Origin of the sequence: Nonomuraea helvata, assembly GCF_039535785.1 — a bacterium.
Taxonomy (GTDB): Bacteria; Actinomycetota; Actinomycetes; order Streptosporangiales; family Streptosporangiaceae; genus Nonomuraea; species Nonomuraea helvata.
In genome coordinates, this window is the sequence record NZ_BAAAXV010000001.1 from 703,281 (window position 1) to 722,152 (window position 18,872).

The window sequence follows — 18,872 nt, forward strand, 5'->3', positions numbered from 1 at the left end:
TATCGCGCTCACAGTGACGTAGGTCACCATTGAGTAAGTTTCGTTCACGGGGGAGGTGGCAAAATGCGGCGCTGGAGCCTGGCGGGACAGATGTTGGTCCTGCAGCTCCTCGTGGTCGCCGTCACGGTGGCGGGCCTCGCGGTGCTCGCCGTCGTGCAGACGCGTGAGCTCGTGACCGACGAGGCGAGCGGCAAGGCCAGGGCCGTCGCGGTGAGCGTGGCGGCCTCGCCCGACGTGCTGGAGGCGCTCGACGGCCCGAACCCGTCGGCACGGCTGCAGCCGTACGCCGAGCACGTACGCCACCAGACGGGCGTCGACTTCATCACCATCATGAAGCCGGACGGCACCCGCTACACCCATCCGACCCCCTCCGAGATCGGCAAGCGTTACCTCGGCCACACAGAGCGAGCACTGGCGGGCGAGACGTTCAGCGAGACCTACACCGGCACGCTCGGCGAGTCCAGGCGGGTGGTGACCCCCGTCATGTCGGGCGGCCGGGCGCGGGCGCTGGTCAGCGCCGGCATCACCGTCGAGAAGATCAGCGCCAGGGTCCGCGACCAGCTCGCCTGGGGCGGCCTCGTCGTCGCGCTCGCGCTCTCGCTGGGCGCGGCCGGCACCTGGCTGGTCACCGCGCGGCTGCGCCGCCAGACGCACGGCCTGGGCCCGGTGGAGCTCGGCCGCATCCACGAGCACCACGACGCGGTCCTGCACGCCGTCAGGGAGGGCCTGCTGCTGGTCGGCAAGGACGGCACGCTGACGCTCTGCAACGACGCCGCGCGTCACCTGCTCGGCCTGCCCGCCGACGCCGAAGGACGGCACGTGGACGAGCTGGGCCTGTCCGAGGTGCTGGCCGACGACCAGGAGCGCGTCCACCTGGTCGGCGACCGGGTGCTGGCGGTCAACAGCGCCGCCAGCAGGCTCGGCACCGTGGTGACCGTGCGCGACCACACCGAGCTGCAGGCGCTGACCGGACAGCTCGACGCCGAGCGCGGCTTCGCCGACTCGCTGCGCTCGGCCGCCCACGAGGCCGCCAACCGGCTGCACACGGTCATCACCCTGGTCGAGCTGGGCCGTACCGAACAGGCGGTGGCGCTGGGCACGGCGGAGCTGCGGGCCGCGCAGGAGCTCACCGACCGGGTGGTCGCCGCCGTCCGCGAGCCGGTCCTGGCGGCGCTGCTGCTGGGAAAGAGCGCCGAGGCGGCCGAACGCGGCGTCGAGCTGGTGATCAGCCAGGACAGCGAGCTGGACGACCTGGGCCTCGACCCGCGCCAGATGGTCACGATCGTGGGCAACCTGATCGACAACGCCATCGACGCGGCCTCCCGGGTGGAGGTGCACCTGTGCGCCGACCGGGACGGCGTCGTCATCAGGGTGGCCGACAACGGCCCCGGACTGGCCGACCCGCGCGCCTTCGACAAGGGCTGGACCACCAAGGGCGACGGGCACGGGCTCGGGCTGGCCCTGGTGGGGCAGTCGGTGCGGCGGCTGGGCGGCACCATCGACGTGGAGGGCTCGGTGTTCACCGTGCGGCTGCCCGTGCCGGAGCGTGTGCCATGACGACCCCGGTGCCGGGCACGGCGATCTCCGTGCTCATCGTCGAGGACGAGGAGATCACGGCGGAGGCCAACCGCATCTACGTCGAGCGGATCCCGGGCTTCGAGGTGGCCGGCGTCGTCAGGACCGGCGGCGAGGCACTGCGCTTCCTGCGCGGGAAGCCGGTCGACCTCGTCCTGCTCGACTTCTACCTGCCGGACATGCACGGGCTGGAGGTGTGCCGGGCGATCCGGGCGGGCGGGCTCATGTGCGACGTGATCGCCGTCACCTCGGCCCGTGACCTGGCCATGGTCCGCTCGGCCGTCTCGCTCGGCGTCTCCCAGTACCTGCTCAAGCCGTTCACCTACGCGACACTCGTCGAGAAGCTCACGCGTTACGCCAAGTTCAAGGACGAGGCCGGCGTCGCCGTCGGGCAGGGCGACGTGGACCGCGTGCTGGGCACCCTGCGGGGCAGCTCCGAGCTGCCCAAAGGCATGGCGCGCGACACGCTCGACACCGTCGCGGCCAAGCTGCGCGACAGCCCCGACGGCATGGCGGCGCAGGCCGTGGCCGACGCGATCGGGGTGTCCCGCGTGACGGCACGCCGCTACCTGGAATACCTGGTGGAGCTGGGGATCGCGGCCCGCATGCCGCAGTACGGCGGGGTGGGCCGGCCAGAGTTGCTCTACCGGATCCCCATGGAAAGTTAATGACGGTGACGCTGGCCGTTCAATCCGGGCCTCTAGCTTCTGGGTGCAGTCCATTGCACTGAGGAGACCTACCTTGCGAGTCCTGGCCGTAGTTCCCGCCCGCGGAGGTTCGGCGGGCGTACCCCTGAAGAACCTCGCCCTGGTCGGCGGCCTCCCGCTGGTCACCCGCGCGGTGCGCGCCTGCCTGCGGGCCGAGCTCGTGGACCAGGTCGTGGTCAGCACCGACCACGCGGGGATCGCCGAGACCGCCCGGCAGGCGGGGGCGGTCGTCGTGGACCGGCCCGAGGAGCTGAGCGGCGCCACCGCCTCCAGCGAGTCGGCCGTGCTGCACGCGCTCGACGCCCTCGGCGCGGACCCCGAAGTCGTCGTGCTGGTGCAGTGCACGAGCGCGTTCATCGACCCCGACGACCTGTCCGCCGCGGTGCGCAAGGTGCTCGACGGCGAGGCCGACTCGGTGGTGTCCGGGCTGCCGACGCACGAGTTCCTGTGGACGGCGACCGGCGCCGGGATCAACCACGACCCGGCCGTCCGGCAGCGCCGGCAGGACCGCGACGCCCAGTTCCGCGAGAACGGCGCCTTCTACGTCATGCGCACCTCCGGCCTGCGCGAGCACGGTCACCGCTTCTTCGGCGAGGTCGCCGTCCAGCCGGTGCCGCCGCAGCACGCCATCGAGATCGACAACCCGGAGGACCTGGAGCTCGTGCGCGCGCTCGCCCCGTTCATCGACCAGCCCGAGCCGATCGACGTGGACGCCGTCATCACCGACTTCGACGGCGTGCACACCGACGACCGCGCCTACGTCGACTCCGACGGCCGCGAGATGGTGCTGGTCAGCCGCTCGGACGGGATGGGCGTCTCGCTGCTGAAGCGGTCCGGGGTGAAGGTGCTGGTCATGTCCACCGAGCACAACCCCGTGGTGGCCGCCCGCGCCCGCAAGCTGGGCGTGCCTGTGCTGCAGGGCCTGGCCGACAAGCGGACCGTGCTGCGCGACTGGCTCACCATCGAGGGCCTCGACCCGGCCCGCGTCGCCTACGTCGGCAACGACGTCAACGACCTGGGCCCGATGGCCGAGGTCGGCTGGCCCGTCGCCACCCCTGACGCGCACCCGCGCGTGCGCGCCGCCGCCAGGACCGTGCTGACCAGGCCGGGCGGGTCGGGCGCCGTGCGCGAGCTGTGCGACCGCGTCGTGGCCGCCCGGCCCGAGGTGCCGGTGGTGGAGGTCAAGGAGCGCCCCCGGCTGGGCCTGGAGCGGAGGAGCTCCGGGGGAGAGCGCGAGGGACGAGCCAACGAGCCCGGAAGCGGCCGCGACCATAAGCGCGTGGCGATCGGCGACGTGCTGGTCGGCGACGGCGAGCCCGTGTACGTGATCGGCGAGATCGGCATCAACCACAACGGCGACCTCGACATCGCCCGCCGCCTCATCGACGTGGCCGCCGACGCCGGCTGCCAGGCGGTCAAGTTCCAGAAGCGCACCCCCGCGATCTGCGTGCCCGAGGAGCAGAAGGGCCAGATCAGGCAGACGCCGTGGGGCGAGATGACATACCTGGAGTACAAGGAGCGCACCGAGTTCGGCTACGACGAGTACCGGCAGATCGCGAAATACTGCGACGAGCGTGGCCTGCACTGGTTCGCCTCGCCGTGGGACGTGCCCTCCGTGGAGTTCCTGGAGGAAATGGACGTCCTCGTCCACAAGGTGGCCTCGGCCAGCGTCGCCGACCACGAGATGCTGCGCGTGCTGGCCGCCACCGGCAAGCCGATCATCCTGTCGACCGGCATGTCCACGCTGTCGGAGATCGACGCGGCCGTCGAGATCCTCGGCACCGACAAGCTGATCATGATGCACGCGACGTCCACGTACCCGCTGCCGCCGGAAGAGGCGAACCTGCGCACGATCACCACGCTCAAGGAGCGCTACGGCGTCCCCGTCGGCTACTCCGGACACGAGCGCGGCCTGCAGATCTCGCTCGCCGCGGTCACGCTCGGCGCGGTCACCGTGGAGCGGCACATCACGCTCGACCGCACCATGTGGGGCTCCGACCATGCCGCCTCGCTGGAGCCGGCCGGCCTCGAGCACCTGGTACGCGACATCCGCATCATCGAGCAGGCCATGGGCGACGGCGTCAAGCGCGTCTTCCCCGGCGAGGAGGCCCCCAAGGCCCGCCTGCGCCGGGTGACCGTCTGACCTCGTCCGCGCTCTGGAGAGACAACCCTTGATCACACTCTCGGTCGTCGTGCCGGTACGGGACGGCGAGCGCTTCATCGCCGACGCGCTCACCTCGCTCTGCCGCAACGCCCGGCACGACTTCGAGTTCATCGTCGTCGACGACGGCTCCGTGGACGCCACCGGGGCCATCGTCGAGGACTTCGCCCACGACCTGCCCGGGCTGTCCGTGCTGCGCAACCCCGCGCCCGTGGGGCTGGCCGACGCCCGCAACACGGGCCTGTCGGCCGCCTCCGGCCGGTACGTGACGTTCATGGACGGCGACGACTGGCTCGCCCCCGGCTACCTGGCGCAGCTCGTCGAGGCCATCGACGGGCTCGGCTGCGACTTCGTCCGCGCCGACCACGTACAGGCCGAGGGCCGCAAACGGGTCGTGCACCGTGCCCCGCTGGCGCGGCGGGGCGCGGTGCTCAGCCCCCGGGACGCGATCCTGCCGGCGGGCGTGCGGACCATGGTCGACTACCCGTACGCGTGGGCCGGGATCTACCGGCGCTCCCTGCGCGACCTGCTGCACTTCCCCGGCTCCCTGCACACCGCCGAGGACCGGCCGTGGATCTGGCGCCTGCACAGGGAGGCCGCCACGTTCGCGGTGGTGTCGCTGGCCGGCGTGTTCTACCGGCGCATGGTGTCCGGGTCGCTGACGCAGGTGGGCGACGAGCGCCAGCTGCACTTCTTCGACGCGTTCGACCTGGTCTTCAAGGACCTGGAGCCGGAGTTCCTGCCCAAGGCGGTACGGAACTTCTGCGCGCTGCTCGCCCACCACCTGGAGATCGCCGACCGGTTCACGCCGGCGCTGCGGGCCCGTTTCGAGGAGCGCGGCGCGCACCTGGTGCGCGCGCTGCCCGCCGACGTGGTGTCCGAGTCGGTCGCGCGGATGTCCGCCGAACGCGAGGCCACGCTGCGGGCCCTGGTGCCCGACCTGCCGCCCAGCCCGCACGTCCGGGTCCGCCGCGACCGGGAGGAGACGTCGTGAAGGTCTTCTACGCCTCGACGCTGTTCGGCGCGATGTCGCTGGCCGCCGCCATCGACGACGGCCGCTTCGGCGACGGCCGCCGCGTCCTCGTCGTGTCCAACAACGCGGCCATCCCCGAGGTGGCCACGCCGCTCGACAAGACGCCCGGCTTCGCCGTGCTGCGCTCCCGCTTCGACGAGGTCCACTCGTGGAACGAGCTCATCGCGCCGCTGCACCCCTCCGACTGGAAGGCCCGCGTCATCGAGGTGCCCATGATGGAGCGCCTCATCCGCTCCCACTGGGGGCTGGACGGGGTGGAGCACCTGGTGCTGGAGTCGATCGCGGTGCCCCCGGCCCGCACGATCGCGGGGCTGGTGCGCGACTGCCCGATCACCGTCTACTCCGACGGGCTCATGAGCTACGGCCCGACCCGCGACCCGCTGCCGGCCGAGATCTTCCGCCGCATCGAGCGGCTGCTCCACCTGGACCTGGTGCCGGGGCTCACGCCGCTGCTGCTCGGCGAGTACGGCGTCGCGCCGTCGATCCTGCCGGACGAGCGGTTTCTGTCGATCGTCGACCAGGTCACCGCCACCGCGCCCGACATGCTGCACGGGCAGGCGATGATCCTCGGCCAGTACCTGTCCGCGCTGGAGATCGTCACGCCGGAGGAGGAGGCGGCCCTGCACGAGACCATGCTGCGTGCCCTGGTCGCCCGCGGCCACACCGACGTCGTCTTCAAGCCGCACCCGGCCGCCGGGCGGCGCCACGCCCAGCTCCTGCGTGCCGCGGCCGAGCCTCTGGGCGTGCGGCTGTCGGTGGCGCCGGAGAGCGTGCCCGCCGAGGTCTGCTTCGCCGCGCTGCGGCCGGAGCTCGTGGTGGGGTGCTTCTCCACGGGCCTGCTGACGGCGCAGCGCTACTTCGGGCTGCCCGTCGCCTCGTACGGCACCGGCCTGGTGCTCGACCGGCTGGCTCCCTACGAGAACAGCAACCGGATCCCGGTCACGATCGTGGACGCGCTGCTGCCCCGGCTGTCGGCCGACGGGACCGTCACCCCGCCCCCCGCGGTGGACCTGCGCGGGCTGGTGGGGGCCGTGGGGTACTGCATGCAGGCCGAGACGTACCCGGAGCTGCGGCCCGCGAGCATCGGGTTCGACGCGCGTTACTTCAAGCGCAAGCGCCTGGAGACGCTGGGCCTGGCGGCCCGGCCCACCGCACTCACCCGGCTGCGCAGGAAGATCCGCTCGGCGATCTGAGCCCACGGCCGGCGCGAGAATCTTCTCCCGCCGGCCCGATCACTGTGGACGCCATACTGACCGGTCGGTATTTTCTCTGACATGACGCAGGAACGCCGGACCTGGCGCACTCTGGAGCCGTTTCACGGCATGATCTACTTCTCCCCCGAGGCGGGAGCCGCCTACGAGGCCCTCGGGCTGAGCGGCCGGATGGGGTACTTCGCCTCGCGGGCCGCCGCTCTCGGCCCGGTTCCCGCTGAAGTGGTGATCGCGACCTTCTACAACTTCCACCCCGATCTGGTACGGCAGGCGATCCCCGCCGCCTGGCAGATCGCCTCCCCCTCCGACATCCTGGCCGCCCGGCTCGAATCGGTGGACGTCACACTGCGCCGGGTGCTGGGCGACGCCGTGGACTCCCCGGAGATGTCGCGGGCGGCAGCGCTGGCCCGTCAGGCGGCGGAGACCGTCGCGGGCGAGCTCAGCGGGCGGCCGCTGTATGCCGCGCACGCGGCGCTCCCCTGGCCGAAGGCTCCCCACCTGGTGCTCTGGCATGCCCAGACCCTGCTGCGCGAGTATCGCGGCGACGGCCATCTCGCCGCCCTCCTGGCCGCCGGCCTGAGCGGCATCGAAGCCCTCGTCACCCACGCGGCCACCGGCGCCGTCACATCCGAGGTGCTCCGGCGTACGCGGGGGTGGCCCCAGGCCGACTGGGCTGCCGCCGTACAGGGGCTGGAGGAGCGTGGCTGGCTCTTCGAGGGAGCGCTCACCGAGGAAGGCCGCAGGCGGCGTGCGGAGGTCGAAGAGGCGACGGACCGGATGGGGATGGCCCCGTACACCGCGCTTGGCGCCGCCCGCTGCGAGGAACTGTGCTCTCTCGCCCGGCCGTGGAGCAAGGCCGTGGCCGCCGAGCTGATGCCCTGGGCCACAGGTCGCTAGCCGGCGAGTGCCCCGACGTCGTAGGAGCCTCGTGGACCGTCACACATGGAAGCTCCTCTGAGGGTGCTCAAACGGTGCGAAGAACCGAGACCACGATCCCCAGCACCATGGCGCCGTCGCCGTCGATGACGTCGTAGGCGGGGTTGCGTGGTTCGAGATAGACGTGTCCGTTGCGTCGGCGGAACACCTTGACGGTGGCCTCACCGTCGATCATCGCGGCGACGATCTGGCCCGAGTGCGCCTCGGGCTGCTGCCGTACCACCACGATGTCGCCGTCGCAGATCGCGGCGTCGATCATTGAATCGCCCCGCACGCGCAGGCCGAACACGGTGCCGCGCCCGGTGAGGTCGCGGGGCAGGGTCAGCGCGTCGTCCAGATGCTCGTCGGCCGGTATGGGACTGCCCGCGGCGATGTCCCCGACCACGGGCACGGTCACCACGTCGTCAGCCGGCTTCGGCGCCGATGCTCGCTGGAACGGACGCACGTCGATGGGCCGGGTCATCGTCTCGCCCCGGCGCAGGAACCCCTTCTCCTCCAGGCTCTTCAGCTGTTTCGACACCGATGAGGTGGACCGCAGCCCGACCGCATGGCCGATCTCGCGTGTGCTCGGAGGATAGCCGTGTCTGACCACCCAGTCCCGAATCGTGGCGAGGATCCGCTGCTGGCGCGGCGGCAAGGCCGAGGAGTCCAGGTACTCGAACAGGTCCTGATCGTCGTAGGTGGTCACGTGCGCCATGCTAAAGGCCGGCACCGGCCGCGAATCCACCAGTGTGGCAAGCCACCTCAAAATCAAATGCTCACCGGGCGCCCGGCCGGAACACCGGGAGGTCCCTCAGAGCACGCGACCCACACCGCAGAGAATGTCGGCTCCGCCGGGGCCGGCGAGCGACGGGTCAAGGACGTCCTCGGCGCGCCAGTCGGTCGTCGAGACCAGGCCCGGCTCCAGCATCTGCAGGCCCTCGAAGAAGCCGGCGATCTGCTCGCGCGTGCGTGGGGTCACGTTGCCTGCCCTGGTCTTGCTGTAGACCTCGCGGCCTTCGCCCACCGCCTCGTTGTCGAGTTCGCCCGTGGTGACGTGGGAGATGATCAGATGGCTTCCGGCGGGCAGGGCTTCCCGAATGGAACTCACGATGCTCTGGGCCTGATCATCGTCGGGGACGAAGTGCAGCACCGCGACCAGGAGCACGGCCACCGGTCGCTCGAAGTCGAGGTGTCGCGTGATCTGCGGGTGACCGAGGATGGCCTTGGGGTCGCGCATGTCGCCCTCCACCACGATGGTGTCGGCGGTCTCCGCCAGCAGAGCGCGGGCATGCACCAGCACGATCGGGTCGTTGTCGACGTAGACCACGCGCGAGCCGGGAGAGACGCGCCCCGCCACCTGATGGACGTTCTCCTGGGTCGGCAGGCCTGTACCGATGTCCAGGAACTGCCGGATCCCGCTCTCGGCGACCGCGCGGACGGCACGGCCCAAGAACGCCCGATCGGCCTGCGCGACCTCCTTGGCATTGGGAGACAGCTGGATGATCCGCGCCGCGGCCTCTCGGTCGGCAGCGAAATTGTCCTTGCCACCCAGCAGATAGTCATACATCCGGGCCACGCTCGGCACGGTCGGGTCCACCCCCGCAGGGGCCCGCTCCACCTCGGTCATCCCTACCCCTTGATCTGACATCTTGTAAGGGATCCTAAGGGATCTCTCGGGTGAAGGTCGCTTAAAGCGGAACCCGAGGCCTTTCAGCCGTAAAGGCTGCCACCCAGCAGAAAAGTGGTCAGCCGAGAGCCTTGAGGTAGCGGCGCATCCGCCGTTTGGCGCGGTAGCCCGCCCGCAGCATCGAGGGGTGCACCTCCACCCGCAGCCGGGCCCGGCGTCGCGCCGCCGCGTGCTCCGGCCCGTCCAGCAGCGAGGACGCGGGCACCCGCGACCCCCCGCCCGCCACCAGCCCGGCCAGCAGCCGAGCCCAGTCGTTGCGTTCGGCCGGGTGGAAGTAGTTGGCCGCGCACCACTCGGCCGAGGCGGCCCGGAAGTCCCCCTTGGCCACGTCGTCGAGCGTGCCCAGCAGCCCGCTGCCCTCGAACACCAGGTTGATCATCTCGGCGCTCACGCCGAAGTCGCTCAGCACCAGCGACGGCACGTCCAGCGCGATCGCCTCCAGCGCCGCCGTCGAGCTCACCGTGACGAACCCGGCCGCCCGCGCGAGCTGGTCGTGCATCGAGCCCGCCTGGAAGGAGAGCCGCCCCGGCTCTCCCATCTCCCGCCACAGCCGCTGGTAGTGGTGACGCTCGTTGTGCGTCTGCCGCTCGTCCTCCAGCGCGCGCAGCTTGACGACCACGTCCAGCTCGGGGCGGAGCCGGGCCAGCTCGGCCAGCCCCAGCAGGACGCGCTCCCGCTCCTCCCGCTCACGCGGCACCTTGGCCTGCGTGGCGAACACGACCCGGTTCCCGCCCACGGCGGCCGACTCCGAACGCAGGAACGGCAGCCTGGCCAGGCCCACCGCCCCTCCCCCGCCGAGCCTGGCGGCGATCTCGGAGAACTCGGCCACCTCCCGCTCGCTGTGCACCACGAACAGGTCGCACCCGCTGCGGAACAACCACGCCTTCTCCGTCGCGGGCACCGAGATGCCCGGCAGCCCGCTGACGAACACCGGCCGCGGCCGCAGCCCCGCGAACACGTCGGCCACCAGCACGTCCACGACCGGACCCGTGCAGGCCACCAGCACCACGTCCGGCCGCGTGCGCTCGGCCAGCCGCCGCACGGACCTGGCCGACAGCACCGGCGGCGGCTCGGCACCACCCACAGCGCCGCCCACAGCGGCGGCGATCTGCTCAGGCGACGGCGTGATCGGCGTGCGCACCACCACCAGCTCCGTGACCGCTCCCCCGGGCAGATCGCCGAGCAGGCAGGCCGCCCACTTCAGGTACGAGTCGGAGTCGGCGACCGCCAACACTTTCAACCGGACACTCCCGTCAGATGCGAACGAAGGGCAGGGGCCGCCCTGCTGGTCCACCAGTCGTCGGGGACCTCCACGGGCTCGACGGCGACACCGCGCGGGCTGAGCAGCACCCGCAGCGAGGTGATCGCGGTCGAGGGGAGGCTGAGCACGCGCTGTCCCGCGTCCAGGCCGCGCAGTGTGAGCTCGGCGGGCACACCGGCGTCGTGCACCGTGATCCCCGGGCGTTCCCGGATCAGCGCGACGTCGACGGGGTCCTCGCGGCGGTGCGGGTAGTACGCCAGCGGCTCCCGCGCGGCCAGATCCGTCAGCCAGCGCAGGTAGTGGTCGCGGTGCACCAGGCCGTTCCTGACGAGCGAGGTGCCGAGGACGACCGTGCGCTCCGCGGGCCCTTCGGCACTGAGCGGCTGGGCCCGCAGCCAGGCGAACTGGTGGCGTACCAGGTCGATGCCGGCCCGCCGGACCGCCTCCTCCAGGGTCTGGTCGACGGGCAGGGCGGTGAAGATCGACACGTCGCTCAGGCGTAGCCGGAGCGACGCCGCCACGCCCAGCGCGGTGCGCAGCCTGGTCGGCTGCGCCCTGGCCCGCAGCAGCGGCCGGTACGGCCCCGCGGCCAGCAGCTCGAGCAGCCGGAGAGTGGCCAGGCCGTCGTCCACGATCACGATGCGGCCGGGGCGGGAGGTGAGCCAGCGCAGCTGCACCTTGCCGGAGAACGCGTCACCGACGGCCTGCACGCGCCTGGGCATGCGGTCACGCGGCTCGGCCAGCTCCAGGCCGTCCGGCAGCCCCAGAGACCGCAACTCCCGGTGCGTGGCCTTCAGCGGCCGAAGACCCGAGCGCGGCACGACGACCGTCCTGGGGCCGAGCAGTCCCGCGTGGTGGGCCTCGACGGCGCACAGCATCTGGAGCGGGGACTCCACCCAGGCCGACGCCTGTTCGACCACTCCTGCTCCTCCCAGCCGGGTGATGGCCCGTTCACGACCGCTTCAAGCTAGCCCCACCGCCTTAAGCCCCCAGAAACGCGACATGAACAATGGACGGTGTCAACTATCAACGGCTGGAGCCGGTGAGCCCTTACCCGGGAGCGGATGCCCTGGAGGTCTTCCAGGGCGACGCCGCGGCCGGTGCGGACGTGGCCGTTGCCAACCATCGGCCCGAGCAGCGCGGGGCCGGGCAGCACCTCGTCACGGTTCCAGCTCATCAGCCCCCAGCCCGTCCACATGGGCACCGCCACTGCGAGTGCGTCAGCCTGGGAGTGGGTAGGCGTCAGCCGGAGCTGCACGACCGAGGGCAGTCCGCGCCGCTTGGTGGTGGAGCGGCGGACCGCCGTCGCACACCTCCTGTCACAGCACTCTCACCGACGTTTCCATACTGTTTTCGAAAGGAGGGTGGCGCTTCTTCCGGCCATGAAGAACCGGGTCCCCGCGCCACAATTCAGATGAACTCGCTCTTGCTCAACACCGACGGCGTGCAGATTCCGCAGCTCGGCTACGGCGTCTGGCAGGTCCCCGCCGACGAGGCCGCGCAGGCCGTCACGACCGCACTCAAGACCGGCTACCGGCACGTCGACACCGCCGCCGCGTACGGCAACGAGGAGGGCGTGGGCCAGGCCGTGCGCGAATCGGGGCTGCCGCGCGGGAAGGTGTTCGTCACCACCAAGCTGTGGAACGCCGACCACGAACGCGTCGAGGCGGCCTTCGAGGAGTCCCTGACCCGGCTCGGCCTCGACTACATCGACCTCTTCCTCATCCACTGGCCGCTGCCGAAGCATGACAGGTACGTGCAGGCGTGGAAGGCCATGGAGAAGATCTACCGTGACGGGCGGGCCAAGGCCATCGGCACCTCCAACTTCACGGCCGACCACCTGACCCGGCTGATGAACGAGACGGGCATCGTGCCGTCGATCAACCAGATCGAGCTGCACCCGTACCTGCAGCAGCGCGAGATGCGCGCCTTCCACGAGGCCAACGGCATCCTCACCGAGGCGTGGAGCCCGATCGGCCAGGGTCAGGGGCTGCTCGACGACCCGGCGCTCGCCGTGCTGTCCGGCAAGTACGGCAGGACCCCCGCGCAGATCGTGCTCCGCTGGCACCTGCAGCTCGGCAACGTCGTCATCCCCAAGTCCGTGTCCCCCGCGCGGATGGCCGAGAACATCCACGTGTTCGACTTCATCCTCGATCCCGAGGACATGTCCGCCATCGGCGCGCTGAACAGGGGCCAGCGGTTCGGCCCCGATCCCGACACGTTCGACATGATGTGATTGGTCTACGATCTCCCGCGTGCGGGATTTTGCGTGGGGCATTGCGGCGACAGGCGGTATCGCGCGGACCGTGGGAGCGGCCATCGTGGCCGAGCCGGGAATGCGGGTGGCCGCCGTCGGGTCAAGGGACTTGGGGCGGGCGCAGGCGCTGGCCGCCACGCTGGGCGCGGAGTCGGCGTACGGCTCCTATGAGCAGCTGTGCGCTGATCCGGCCGTGGACGCCGTCTACGTCGCGACGCCGCACGCCCAGCACCTGGAGGTGGCCGAGGCCGCCATCGCCGCGGGCAAGGCCGTGCTGTGCGAGAAGCCGCTGGCCGCCAGCGTGGACGACGCGGAGAAGATGGTACGGCTGGCGCGCGAGGCAGGCGTGTTCCTGATGGAAGCGATGTGGATGCGGTTCAACCCGCTCATCCAGCAGATCGCGGCCGACGAGCGCTTCGGCGACATCCGCTCCGTGCACGCCTCCTTCGGCTTCGCCAAGCCCTACGATCCGGCGCACCGGCTCTGGGCGCCGGAGCTGGGCGGCGGGGCCCTGCTCGACCTGGGGATCTACCCGTTCGGCCTGGCTCAGCTGCTCCTTGGCATGCCCTCCGACCTGCGGATCACCGGCTCTCTGGCGCCCAACGGGGTGGACGCGGAGGCGGCCGGGGTGCTGCTTTACCCCGGCGGCAGGCGGGCTCTGGTGGAAACTTCCTTGATCGGGAATTACCCGAACCATGCCAGTGTTATTGGCACTCAGATGCGCGCGGACATCCAGGCGCCGTTCTGGGCACCGCAGCGGATTTTACTTTCCGGGCCCGCCATGGAGCCGGAGGAGCGTGTGCTCGATCCGGCGGACAACGGCTACGCCGGGGAGCTCCGCGAAGTCCGCGCTGCGACGGCCGAAGGCAGGACCGAGAGCTCGGTCATGCCGCTTGACGAGTCCCTTGCCATGATGGGACTCCTGGCCGCTGCCCGCGGGCAACTCGCCTAGCGGGAGGGTTACGGATTTGTAACCTCTTGCCTTATGCATTACGTTTAAGGCATTCTTGTGACATTCGTCCGGTTTGTCCGGCGATGTCCGACCATCGCACAACACATCACAGGACCGTCCTGTGACCGCTGAATCCGCCTGCGTGCGGAACCGGGGACCCACGTCCTTGGGGTGAATCGGCACTTCGGTGCCGTAGGGCAGCTTCCACGCCCGAACCCGTCAGCTAACCCGGTAAGCGGCATGGAAGCAAGGAGCAACCCCCTCGATGGCCAAATTCCGCATTACCGGTGCCACGAAGACCAACATCGCCCGAGCCGTGCTCGGTGCGACCGTCCTCGCCTCCGGGCTCGGCGCCCACATGGGTACCGCCGCCGCCGCGGAGAAGCTGCCGGTCACCGCGGCCGCCGCCAACACACACGACGACGACCGCGCCAAGCGGGAGACCAAGATCAGTGTTACCGCCGCCCAGGTCCTGGCGCTCGCCAAGTCCCAGGTCGGCATCTCGGAGAACGCCTACGGCGGCGGCACGCCGTACCAGAAGTGGTACGCCGCCTCGCAGCGGGCCGCCGAGACCATCGCCCGCGACGGCGGCACCCGCGCCGAATACATCAACGCGCCGTGGTGCGCGATGTTCGTCTCCTGGGTCGGCGAGCACACCGGCGCCCGCCCGCAGGTCGGCTGGGACGCCTACACCGTCGCCTACGCCAAGTGGTTCCAGGCCAACCAGCGCTTCGGCTCCGTCGCCAAGCCCGGCGCCGTCGTGTTCTTCTCCTGGAGCGGCAGCAAGGACCTCGACGCCATCAACCACGTCGGGTTCGTCGAGAAGGACAACGGCGACGGCACCATCTCGACCGTCGAGGGCAACACCGGCAACGGCAAGGTCGAGGAGCGCATCCGCCCGACCTCCCAGGTCGTCGGCTACGGCTACCCGCAGTACGCCGGCTGACCCCTTCCGTCCACCGTCCGAGCGCGCGTCCCTTCGGGGGCGCGCGCTCGTCGCGTCCGCGAAAGGGACGCGCGTTCGGCCTGCCACAGGCGGGTTCCACCGGAGTTTGAGGCTTTCCCAGCGAGTCTGCTGCCCACCGCGGTGGCCGATCTCGGCGGCGCGGGCTTCTACGCCTGGAACATGACGATCTACCTCGTCGCCATGGTGATCGCGACGATGCTCGTCGGCAGGTTCCTGTCTCGATGGGGAAACGTCGGCGCCTATCTCCTGGGCTTCGCCACGTTCACGGCGGGGTCCCTCGCCTGCGCGCTGAGCCCGGCGATGGCCGTGCTGCTGGTCTCCCGCGGCGTCCAAGGGCTCGGCGCCGGTTTGCTGTCCGGGCTGGGATTCGCCGTCATCCGCTCGGCGCTGCCGGCCCGGCTCTGGACGCGCGGCGCGGCGCTGATGTCGGCGATGTACGGCGTCGGCAACTTCACCGGTCCGGCGCTCGGTGGCCTGTTCGCCCAGGTGGGCCCGTGGCGCCTGGCGTTCGGGATGATGGCGGTGATCGCAGCGGCATGCGCGGCGATCGTGCCCCGCGTACTGCCGCGCGGCGAACGTGGCGACGTGCGCCCGCCGATCCCGGCCGCGTCACTGCTGCTGGTCATGGCGGCTGCCGGGGCCGTGAGCACAGCGGGAGTCCTGCCGGGCACGCCCGCGAAGGCGGCCGGCATCTCGGGGGCGTTGCTGCTGATGGCCGGGTTCGTCGTCCATGAGCGGCGGAGCGAGTTCCGGGTCTTCCCGCGTACGACGTACCAGAGAGGTTCGTCGTTGAAGTGGGTCTACCTGACGCTGGCGCTGTTGACCTCCGGCGTCGCCGTCGAGTCGTTCCTGCCGCTGTTCGGCCAGCGGCTGGGCGGGCTGCCGCCGCTCGTGGCGGGGTTCTTCGCCGCAGCCGTCTCGCTCGGGTGGTCGGTGACCCAGATCGGCAGCTCCTCGGTGAGCGGGGAGCGTCCTGTCCGGCGACTGCGTGCGCTCGGCCCGGCGCTGCTGGCCCTCGGCCTGTTCGCTCAAGGGCTTCTGCAGCGCGAGGACACCCCGATCTGGCTGGTGGCCATCTGGGTGCCGACGCTGTTCGTCGCAGGTTCGGGCATCGGCCTGGCCTATCCGCACCTGTCAGTGGCCGCGATGTCCAGCACCCAAGATCCCGGGGAAGGACAGCGGGCGGCGGCGGCGATCGCCACGGTGACGAGCCTGTCGATCGCGTTCGGTACGGCGGTCGCGGGCGTTCTGCTCAACCTGGGCGGCGCCTCGATGCTCGACTCGGCACGGTACGTGCTGTTCGGACTCGCGATCATCTGCGCGATCGGCGCCCTCACCGCACACGCGGTGAATCGCACGAGCCGGACGGAGCCACCGTCGCTCTGACACGGCGCGACGCTGCCGGGGCAGGCGGGCCGGCCTGCGCGGGCGGCGTGGCCGGGCTCGGATGAGCGGCTCGCCACCTGGGAAGACCCCGAGGGAAGGCAGGCTCCACAGAAGAGCCACGCGCGACAACCTCGCCCGCCAAGGAGCCGCCATGGGACCCAGTCCACCCGGAGCCGCGCCCGCGGAGCGCCCGTGAGAGGCGGTCTCCGGTGGGTCGCCGACGGGCTGTTCCCCCGCGGCGCGAACCCGCACGGCGTCCTGCCCGCCCTGCTGATCCTCCTGGCCGTCGTCACCGGCCTCGTGGACGCCATCAGCTTCCTCGGCCTGGGCCGCGTCTTCGTGGCCAACATGACCGGCAACATCGTCTTCCTCGGCTTCGCCCTGGCCGGAGACCGCGAGATGTCGGCCTGGGCCTCCCTCCTGGCCCTCGCGGCCTTCGGAGCAGGCGCGTGGACCGTCGGGCAGGCGAGCAGGTGGATGGGGAACACCCGGCGCGTGTTCGCCACCGCCTCCGCCGCACACGCCCTGCTCGTCGCCACCGCTTTCGCCGTGGACCTGATCTCAGGGCACCATCACACCGGTCCCAGGGCGGCGCTCATCGGACTGCTCGCGTACGGCATGGGCCTGCAGAACGCCTCCGTACGCGGGCTGGCCGTCCCCGACCTGGTCACCAACGTCCTCACCACCACCCTCACCGGCCTGGCCGCCGACACCCCCGGCCGGGCGGCCCTGCGCCGGTCCGCGTCCGTCGTGGCGATGCTCCTCGGCGCGCTCATCGGCGCCACCCTGCACCTGCACGTCGGCCCCGCCCTCCCGCTCGCCGCCGCCCTGATCCTCCTGGCGATCGTCGCCGTCGCCGCCCACGAACGCACCCGCCGTACGCGCTGAGCCCGGTCACGCGAGGAAGAAATCGGCCAGAGCCCGCGCGACCCCGGCCGGGTCGTTCTCCATCGGGATGTGCCCGGCCCCGGGAACGCGCACGAGCGTGCTGTTCGGGATCTCCGCGACGAAACGCTCGGCGTACCGGACCTCCTGGAACGTGTCGTCCTCCCCCCACACCAGCAGCTTCGGCGTCTCATCCGCCTTCAGCGCAGGCACGAGCTCCATCGTGAAGCGGCTGTCGGCCGCACCCGCCAGGGCCATCCAGGAGCGGCACACCCGCAGGTCATGCCACGGGTCCAGGTAGTCGGCCAGCTCCGCCTCGGAGGCGGGCCGGGCCAGCGCCGTCGTGACCGCCTTGCGGCGCGCGGCCAGCAACTCCGCCACGGTCGTCGCCGCCACCACCGCGGGATCCCGGTAACGCGCCACCCCGGGCACCGGCCAGGAGTCGTACGTGACCGAATTGACCAGCGCCAGCCGCGCCACCTCCGACTCGACCAGCAGGCGCTGCGCGACGGCGCCCCCGATGTCGTGCCCCGCCACCAGCAGCGGCGCGTCCACGCCCACCGCGGCCGCGAACCGCCCCACCCAAGCCGCCAGCGCGGGCACCGCCGCCGTCTCCGCCGTGAGCTCCCCTTCGGAACGCCCCAGCCCCGGCAGATCGACCGCCACAGGCCGCAACCCCGCCGCCGCCAGCTCGTCGATCACCGGCTCCCAGACCCGGCTCCAGTACGTGCCGTGCAGCAGCAACACCACCGGGCCCCGCTCGCCCGCCGTCAGACAACTGGCCATCCGGCCGTCGACTTCGACCGTCATTCGCTTCGACATGCCATAACCATGATGTTCTGAAACCGTCATGGTCAAATACCAACTAAGGTATGCCGGTATGACATTGGCGCAGCTCCGGGCGCTGGTCGCGGTCGCCGAGCACGGCGGCTTCACCGCCGCCGCCGACCACACCGGCATGTCCCAGCCCGCCGTCAGCCGTGCCATCGCCACCCTGGAGCGCGAGCTCGGCGCCGCCCTGTTCGTACGCCACCGCGACGGCATCGCCCTCACCGAGGCCGGCCAGGCAGCGCTCGCCCGAGCCCGTGAGGCTCTGCGCCACTTCGACCTCATCCGCCCCGACGTGGCCGCCGCCGCCGGCCAGATCACCGGCGAACTCCGCCTGGCCAGCCTCCCCAGCGCCACCGGCACGCTCATCGCCAAGCTCCTGCGCGCCTTCTCCGACCGCTACCCGCAGGTACGGGTCCGTCTGTTCGAGGGCGTGGACGACGACATCCGCGCATGGCTCCACCGCGGCGCCGCCGAGGTCGGCGTGGTCACCCTCCCCGCCCCCGGCCTGCACACCGTCCACCTCAGCACCCACGACATGGTCGCCGTGCTGCCCGCCGGCCACCCCTTGAGCACCAGCCCGGCCATCACCCTCGCCGACCTGGCCGACCGGCCGTTCATCCTCACCACCGCCGGCTGCCGTCCGCTGATCATGGGCGCGGCCCTGGCCGCCCAGGTCCAGCTCGACGTCGCCTTCGAGGCCGGCGGCCCCGCCGCCATCCTCGAGATGGTGGCCGCGGGGCTGGGCGTCAGCATCGTCCCCGCCCTGGGCCTGCCCGCCGACCTGGGCGCCGTCGTCACCCGGCCCCTCGAGCCGGCGATGACCCGCTCCCTGGCCCTGGCCGTCCCGTCGTTGACCGAATGTGCCCCGACGGCTCGGGCGTTTCTCGACCAGCTGACCGCCTTTACATTGTAGATTTTATCTTGCCGACCGGGTATTTGATTTCATTCGATACCGTATCGAGCGAAAAGATAACGGGTAGCATGGGCGCATGACCGCCGACGCTCCTCGCAGAACGACCGCCTCGCGTGCGACCGACCGTC

Annotated in this window: 17 protein-coding genes and 1 riboswitch; of the genes, 12 read left to right on the forward strand and 5 right to left on the reverse strand. The window is 71.2% G+C overall.

From position 1 onward, the window contains the following. Nucleotides 1–63 precede the first annotated feature (63 nt). The 6 genes from ABD830_RS03060 to ABD830_RS03085 all read left to right on the forward strand — a co-directional run bounded on the left by ABD830_RS03060 (nt 64) and on the right by ABD830_RS03085 (nt 7,584). Nucleotides 64–1,557 carry a sensor histidine kinase gene (locus ABD830_RS03060; RefSeq protein WP_344984737.1) on the forward strand — a complete coding sequence of 498 codons (1,494 nt, stop codon included), beginning with the start codon at nt 64–66 and terminating at the stop codon, nt 1,555–1,557. Next, entirely contained in the window at nt 1,554–2,243 is a 690-nt protein-coding gene (locus ABD830_RS03065; RefSeq protein WP_344984738.1) for a response regulator, read from the forward strand. Before ABD830_RS03060 ends, ABD830_RS03065 begins: the two co-directional genes overlap by 4 nt. A 73-nt stretch (nt 2,244–2,316) precedes the next feature. Next, a complete protein-coding gene (locus ABD830_RS03070; RefSeq protein WP_344984739.1) occupies nt 2,317–4,425 on the forward strand; it encodes an N-acetylneuraminate synthase family protein in 2,109 nt (702 codons plus the stop codon). Nucleotides 4,426–4,453: 28 nt separating this feature from the next. Next, the gene (locus ABD830_RS03075; RefSeq protein ID WP_344984740.1) at nt 4,454–5,437 is read left to right on the forward strand and encodes a glycosyltransferase family 2 protein; all 984 of its coding nucleotides are present in this window, start codon (nt 4,454–4,456) and stop codon (nt 5,435–5,437) included. Beyond that, on the forward strand, nt 5,434–6,669 hold the full coding sequence (locus tag ABD830_RS03080) for an alpha-2,8-polysialyltransferase family protein (protein ID WP_344984741.1): 1,236 nt from the start codon (nt 5,434–5,436) through the stop codon (nt 6,667–6,669). Before ABD830_RS03075 ends, ABD830_RS03080 begins: the two co-directional genes overlap by 4 nt. An 81-nt stretch (nt 6,670–6,750) precedes the next feature. After that, complete coding sequence (locus ABD830_RS03085; protein WP_344984742.1) at nt 6,751–7,584, forward strand: SCO6745 family protein; 834 nt, start codon at nt 6,751–6,753, stop codon at nt 7,582–7,584. A 67-nt stretch (nt 7,585–7,651) separates the two neighbouring features. Here the strand turns inward: ABD830_RS03085 and lexA are convergent, their stop codons facing one another. The 4 genes from lexA to ABD830_RS03105 form a co-directional block, all read right to left on the reverse strand. Beyond that, on the reverse strand, nt 7,652–8,320 hold the full coding sequence (gene lexA, locus ABD830_RS03090; protein ID WP_344984743.1) for a transcriptional repressor LexA: 669 nt from the start codon (nt 8,318–8,320) through the stop codon (nt 7,652–7,654). A 96-nt stretch (nt 8,321–8,416) separates the two neighbouring features. Continuing rightward, nucleotides 8,417–9,232 carry an SAM-dependent methyltransferase gene (locus tag ABD830_RS03095; protein WP_344984744.1) on the reverse strand — a complete coding sequence of 272 codons (816 nt, stop codon included), beginning with the start codon at nt 9,230–9,232 and terminating at the stop codon, nt 8,417–8,419. Nucleotides 9,233–9,350: 118 nt separating this feature from the next. Continuing rightward, nucleotides 9,351–10,526: a DUF6716 putative glycosyltransferase gene (locus ABD830_RS03100; RefSeq protein ID WP_344987609.1), complete on the reverse strand. Its 1,176-nt coding sequence runs from the start codon at nt 10,524–10,526 to the stop codon at nt 9,351–9,353. A 2-nt stretch (nt 10,527–10,528) separates the two neighbouring features. Beyond that, a complete protein-coding gene (locus ABD830_RS03105) occupies nt 10,529–11,473 on the reverse strand; it encodes a hypothetical protein (protein WP_344984745.1) in 945 nt (314 codons plus the stop codon). Between the two features lie 494 nt (nt 11,474–11,967). Here ABD830_RS03105 and ABD830_RS03110 point away from each other — a divergent pair, with 494 nt between their 5' ends. From ABD830_RS03110 to ABD830_RS03130, 5 genes are all read left to right on the forward strand, one after another. Continuing rightward, complete coding sequence (locus tag ABD830_RS03110; protein ID WP_344984746.1) at nt 11,968–12,789, forward strand: aldo/keto reductase; 822 nt, start codon at nt 11,968–11,970, stop codon at nt 12,787–12,789. A gap of 19 nt (nt 12,790–12,808) precedes the next feature. Further along, complete coding sequence (locus tag ABD830_RS03115) at nt 12,809–13,762, forward strand: Gfo/Idh/MocA family protein (RefSeq protein ID WP_344984747.1); 954 nt, start codon at nt 12,809–12,811, stop codon at nt 13,760–13,762. Nucleotides 13,763–13,878: 116 nt separating this feature from the next. Continuing rightward, nucleotides 13,879–14,015: riboswitch (cyclic di-AMP (ydaO/yuaA leader) on the forward strand. A gap of 12 nt (nt 14,016–14,027) precedes the next feature. Further along, complete coding sequence (locus tag ABD830_RS03120) at nt 14,028–14,708, forward strand: CHAP domain-containing protein (protein ID WP_344984748.1); 681 nt, start codon at nt 14,028–14,030, stop codon at nt 14,706–14,708. Nucleotides 14,709–14,837: 129 nt separating this feature from the next. After that, entirely contained in the window at nt 14,838–16,115 is a 1,278-nt protein-coding gene (locus tag ABD830_RS03125; RefSeq protein WP_344987610.1) for an MFS transporter, read from the forward strand. Between the two features lie 192 nt (nt 16,116–16,307). Then, nucleotides 16,308–17,003 (forward strand): YoaK family protein, encoded by a 696-nt coding sequence (locus ABD830_RS03130; protein WP_344984749.1) that lies wholly within the window; start codon nt 16,308–16,310, stop codon nt 17,001–17,003. 6 nt (nt 17,004–17,009) lie between these two features. On the opposite strand, the gene ABD830_RS03135 is transcribed toward ABD830_RS03130, so the two are convergent. Continuing rightward, nucleotides 17,010–17,822, reverse strand: coding sequence for an alpha/beta fold hydrolase (locus ABD830_RS03135; RefSeq protein WP_344984751.1), 813 nt, complete (start codon nt 17,820–17,822; stop codon nt 17,010–17,012). 58 nt (nt 17,823–17,880) lie between these two features. Between ABD830_RS03135 and ABD830_RS03140 the strand changes: the two genes are divergently transcribed. Further along, nucleotides 17,881–18,744: a LysR family transcriptional regulator gene (locus ABD830_RS03140; RefSeq protein ID WP_344984752.1), complete on the forward strand. Its 864-nt coding sequence runs from the start codon at nt 17,881–17,883 to the stop codon at nt 18,742–18,744. Nucleotides 18,745–18,872: the final 128 nt, after the last annotated feature.

Coding starts and splice junctions, on each gene's coding strand:
- ABD830_RS03060 (WP_344984737.1), top strand. CDS start 64: ATGCGGCGCTGGAGCCTGGCGGGACAGATGTTGGTCCTGCAGCTCCTC.
- ABD830_RS03065 (WP_344984738.1), top strand. CDS start 1,554: ATGACGACCCCGGTGCCGGGCACGGCGATCTCCGTGCTCATCGTCGAG.
- ABD830_RS03085 (WP_344984742.1), top strand. CDS start 6,751: ATGACGCAGGAACGCCGGACCTGGCGCACTCTGGAGCCGTTTCACGGC.
- lexA (WP_344984743.1), bottom strand. CDS start 8,320: ATGGCGCACGTGACCACCTACGACGATCAGGACCTGTTCGAGTACCTG.
- ABD830_RS03095 (WP_344984744.1), bottom strand. CDS start 9,232: ATGACCGAGGTGGAGCGGGCCCCTGCGGGGGTGGACCCGACCGTGCCG.
- ABD830_RS03110 (WP_344984746.1), top strand. CDS start 11,968: ATGAACTCGCTCTTGCTCAACACCGACGGCGTGCAGATTCCGCAGCTC.
- ABD830_RS03120 (WP_344984748.1), top strand. CDS start 14,028: ATGGCCAAATTCCGCATTACCGGTGCCACGAAGACCAACATCGCCCGA.
- ABD830_RS03135 (WP_344984751.1), bottom strand. CDS start 17,822: ATGTCGAAGCGAATGACGGTCGAAGTCGACGGCCGGATGGCCAGTTGT.
- ABD830_RS03140 (WP_344984752.1), top strand. CDS start 17,881: ATGACATTGGCGCAGCTCCGGGCGCTGGTCGCGGTCGCCGAGCACGGC.